Consider the following 4,125-nt stretch of genomic DNA (forward strand, 5'->3'; position numbering starts at 1 on the left):
TTCGCATGCTTGAGAACTTGAGCGGCCACCCACATCACGTTTGTACGGATGTGCTCGCTCTCGCTCACGGTGAGCACCTTGCTCCCCTTGTTCGTATCGTCTTCACGGCGATGCCCTGCCCGGTCAAGTCGGTAGGGTGCGTCTGCCCAATCGTGGTTAGAGATCTCGGCCGCGAACTCTCTAGCGGTGCGACTCAACATCGGTTCTCCTCGTGTATGTTTCTTGGCTTTTTCTGGCGCTATGTCCCGCCCTCAAGATAAAGCGATCTTCCTTCTGCACTCAACCAATAAGGCGAGCACCACCCAGGCCGAAGAAGTTACGCGGACAAGCCCCATGTCGCTAAGTGCACCTTGGTGCCAGACGTGTGTCATGAATCTGTCCGCTGCGACTGCACTGACTGCGCAGCAGTCAGAGACCGCCGTGGCTGTGGCGAGGGTGTTGCTTCTACTGCGGGCAGTGCCGTCAGTAGAAGTAGTGCTTCTAGCGCCATCACTGGAAGCACTACTTCTGTGGGCAGCAACGACGGAGCAAGCTGGGGAGATAGGTGCCCTAACTCGCTCTCGAGTCTTCTTCGGCGACGACGGAGCAAGCTATAGAGTTAGCACGGCTAACTCAACTCCGGGGCTTCTTAGAAGGCGCTGCACTGGGCTGAGGGAGTTTGACTGAAGCTTGCTGTTGTCAGTCGCGTTGATGGTGAAGTGCCTCGCGGATAGCTGGTGCTCGATGAGGAACTAGTGCGGCGTAAGTAGCGGCCAAAGACCGTGGGTGCTTTACGAGACTGCCTGCGACGTTGATGAGCCCGCACGGCACTAAGACGACTAGCCACGCGATGACTGGCGGACTCGCTTCGAGTAGAGACAAAATGATGCGCTCACTTCCTTCGTTGGTGTCGAGCAGATTGGGCAGCAGCTTCGAGACCCTTGCTTAAAAGTGCTCCCTCTATGTACTTGGTGTCCTACTGCTCGTTTCAGGACATCAACTGAGAGCGATTCAGAGAGCGAACCGAAAGGTTGGCCTAAATGAGCCCTCATAGTGTTCTGGGTGTCGTCCGCTTGGTTTCGCGACACTGGGATCAAAATGTCTGCGAATTGCTTGCACAGTTAGACGCTCCCGAGTGGCCCAACCGGGCGGATCATTCGCGACCTTCATCAACCCCTGCACGCCCTATCCGTCGTCTAACTTTTGGACCAACTTGTCTAAGTGTCTAAGCTTGGTTGAGGAATGCACGTTAGACATCGAGAGTTGGTTCCATGAGCGATGCAGAGCGATGGGGATACGTTCGCGTTTCCACGGCAGATCAAGATGCTGACCAGCAGGAGTATCGACTCATCACCGAGGGTCAGGTGCCCGTTGGAAATGTGCGTGGCGACCACGGCATCACGGGCAGGAAGTTAGACAACAGGCCGGGGCTCGATGAGCTGGTGGGGACGTGGGATGAGCCTCGCGGAAGGTTTATCCAAGGACTCATAAGCAGGGGTGACGCACTCGTGGTGACGCGCCTTGACCGCGTGGGCCGGTCAACCTTGGACATGCTGACATTCGCTGATCGCCTGAAAAGGTCAGGGATCGATCTGCACATCCTCGATCTCCAGCTCGACACCTCGACACCAGGTGGTGAGCTGCTGTTCACGGTCATGAGTGGGCTGGCCACAATGGAGAGCCAGATCCGCTCTGAGCGCGCTAAGGATGGACACGCGAAGCGAAAGCGGGAGCTCACTCGTGGAGGGGGTTCGACAGCGAAGCTCGACCGGCCACAGGTAGAAGAAGCAGCACGCTTGATGAAGGCCGGCGCCAGCGCTCAGAGTGTGGCTGAGGAGTTCGGGGTGAGTCGAGCGACGATCTACAACAGAGCAAAGACTCTTGGGGTAGATCTACGCGCCAAGCCAGCGTCGCCAGCGTGATCGCTTAGGTGCTGTTTCCCTGACACTTTCGACACTCTCCGTGTGTTTCACTGACTGTTCCGGACCCTCGATTTGCTTGGTTCTTTCTCTCAACTGTGCGAGGGACTCCCTCTGCTCTGAAACCGTCGCTTCTAGTGATGAAACATGCCGTTGAAGGTCGGTGATACGGGAGTGTTCTGACTGTGCCAATTTATCCAGTGCTTGCGTCTTGACCCTCTCAGCGCTCAACTCAGTACGCAGTTGATAGTTTTCCACTTCAGCCTCTCTGAGCTGTTCTGACAAGGCAGAGAGGCGGCCGCTATCACTGGCACTGTCAGACACATTCTGACTCTCCCGGCGCTGTATCCCGACACTCTCAAGGTCTGTCATCGGAATGTAGACCTTACCCATTTGCTTAGTTGAGTTAGGGAACTTTCCGTCGCGCAGATGTCGTCGGACGGTACTCATGGACACTTCGAACTGCGCGACTGTCTCAGCGACGGTCAGTGACTCACCCATGAACTCATCATGCATGACGATCTACTGTTTTCATCGCCGCAAACACGCCGTTGGGTTAGCTAGCTATTGCTCCTTATAGTTTTTGTCGCCGGGGTACACAAAGATCTGGCTCAGGCCGACGAGCATAAGAAGGAAGATGAAGATCGCAACTCCTATCGCAATCGAGTACAGGAGTATGCCCCACCCTCCCCCAGCGATCTCAGCCCAAACCACAAGGAAGTACGTCGCAGCACCACCTAGGAAGCCAACAACAACGAGAGTGACGATGCTGTAGCCGTCAACTTGTCGATCTAGCTTCTTTTGCGCCCTCTTTGCGTATACATCCACGAGGTTGAGAAGTAGAGGCTCGGAAGCGGTCTGCACTGACGTGGGCAACTTTTCGTGGAGCTCAGCGATCCTCTTGATTCTTCGATAGCTCCTGTCGCCTAAGAACGAGCGCAGAAGAACGCCAATGAAGCCGAGTGACGGCCCTATCGCGGCTGTGATGATCGCTGTTGTGTCGATGTTCATGAGGCAAGTGTCCCTTGGGGTACCTCGCGCAGCGGTCCGATGTTGGCCGGATGGCGCTTTCGCTCGAAGTGCGGCACTCAGCTAATGGAGTGTCTTCACCGTTAATCGAAGCGACAGCAGAAGCCCAGAGCCTTTTCTTGAACCGCACGGAGGTGCGGTTATCGTTCGAGGCCCGCGTCCCCCAATTGCTCCCTGGGAGTCGTCACGCTTAGTGCATGGAAGTTCTTTTCGCTATCGGGCTACTCGTCCTACCCGTCGTGCTCGTGATTGTGCTGCTAGCTCTGGTCCCAGCGGAGAGAACTGCAGCGCTGCTCGAATTGGCTCGCATTCTATGGAGCAGGCAGTAGACGAAGCGGCTGGGCGTAGACAAAGGTGAGCACTTCGACACGCCTACAACGAGGAAATGGCCGCAACCGGAACCACCCGGTGCGACCATTTCAGAGTCTGAAATAACTACATAGCCAGGGTAGCACCGCCAGCGCGCGGAGCAAGTAGCTACCCTCCAGCGAGTTGGATACCTCGACTGGTTCCGCGTCCAGGGCCTCACCAGCCGGACAACGAGCGAAAGACAAAGCCAAGCGCCTCACACGCGCCTCTCACCGGGTTAGAGCCGGTCCCAATTTCGACCCCTACTGCCGGTAGCTGCTGGCTATGTGAGTGATCCATAGCCGCGAAGGAGTGCCGAAGCTACGCCCACGGGCGCGTCACGCTGATGAGACACCAGGACGGACGCCAAGAGCGTAGGGGACATGCCGCCACTGAGAGCGCTAATAACCTCTCTACGTTCAGCTACAGCCGTAGCCAACCGATGCGACGACGCCGACGACGCGGTGAACCCAATTTGAACGTGCCTGTTTTGCTCATTCCCTGAGCACTACAGGCACGCCCCTGCCCTCCTGCTTCCTCTGCTTCCTCTGCGGTGGCACGCGCTGTGCGCCCTTCCAAGAGCTTCACACCGCGCTGTCAGTCCTAACGAAGTGCGGACAAGCAAAAAGACGAGGAGGGCGCGCAAGACAGGCGCTCAGTAGACAAACAGAGACGTTGGTGATTTGTGGACCGCTGTGTTGAGTTCTGGATTCACTAGTCGACTTCTTTAGCGAGTCCGATCGTGGGCTGCTCCTGTGAGTGAGGCCCACCTGGTGGAGCTGCCAAACCTGTTTCTCCGTCGATCCGGATACCTGCGGTGATCCCCCCGCTCTCCGCACCGTTTTTATTG

4 protein-coding genes are annotated in these 4,125 nt (G+C 56.7%); 1 reads left to right on the forward strand and 3 read right to left on the reverse strand.

From position 1 onward, the window contains the following. Window positions 1-200, reverse strand: a 200-nt coding sequence (locus H4W26_RS13840; protein ID WP_225940153.1) for a hypothetical protein, incomplete at its 3' end; no start/stop codon positions are given. Window positions 201-1,250: 1,050 nt separating this feature from the next. On the opposite strand from H4W26_RS13840, the gene H4W26_RS13560 reads away from it, so the two are divergent. Further along, on the forward strand, window positions 1,251-1,901 hold the full coding sequence (locus H4W26_RS13560) for a recombinase family protein (protein WP_192592785.1): 651 nt from the start codon (window positions 1,251-1,253) through the stop codon (window positions 1,899-1,901). Here H4W26_RS13560 and H4W26_RS13565 read toward each other — a convergent pair. Together H4W26_RS13565 and H4W26_RS13570 are read right to left on the reverse strand one after the other, a co-directional pair. Continuing rightward, window positions 1,872-2,414: a helix-turn-helix domain-containing protein gene (locus tag H4W26_RS13565; protein WP_192592786.1), complete on the reverse strand. Its 543-nt coding sequence runs from the start codon at window positions 2,412-2,414 to the stop codon at window positions 1,872-1,874. The genes H4W26_RS13560 and H4W26_RS13565 overlap by 30 nt on opposite strands. A gap of 48 nt (window positions 2,415-2,462) precedes the next feature. Beyond that, entirely contained in the window at window positions 2,463-2,909 is a 447-nt protein-coding gene (locus H4W26_RS13570; protein WP_192592787.1) for a hypothetical protein, read from the reverse strand. Window positions 2,910-4,125 lie beyond the last annotated feature (1,216 nt).

This window comes from Nesterenkonia halotolerans (genome assembly GCF_014874065.1).
Lineage (GTDB): Bacteria > Actinomycetota > Actinomycetes > Actinomycetales > Micrococcaceae > Nesterenkonia > Nesterenkonia halotolerans.

Excerpts from the sequence above, each read along its gene's own strand:
- H4W26_RS13560 (WP_192592785.1), top strand. The coding sequence starts at position 1,251 with ATGAGCGATGCAGAGCGATGGGGATACGTTCGCGTTTCCACGGCAGAT.
- H4W26_RS13565 (WP_192592786.1), bottom strand. The coding sequence starts at position 2,414 with ATGCATGATGAGTTCATGGGTGAGTCACTGACCGTCGCTGAGACAGTC.
- H4W26_RS13570 (WP_192592787.1), bottom strand. The coding sequence starts at position 2,909 with ATGAACATCGACACAACAGCGATCATCACAGCCGCGATAGGGCCGTCA.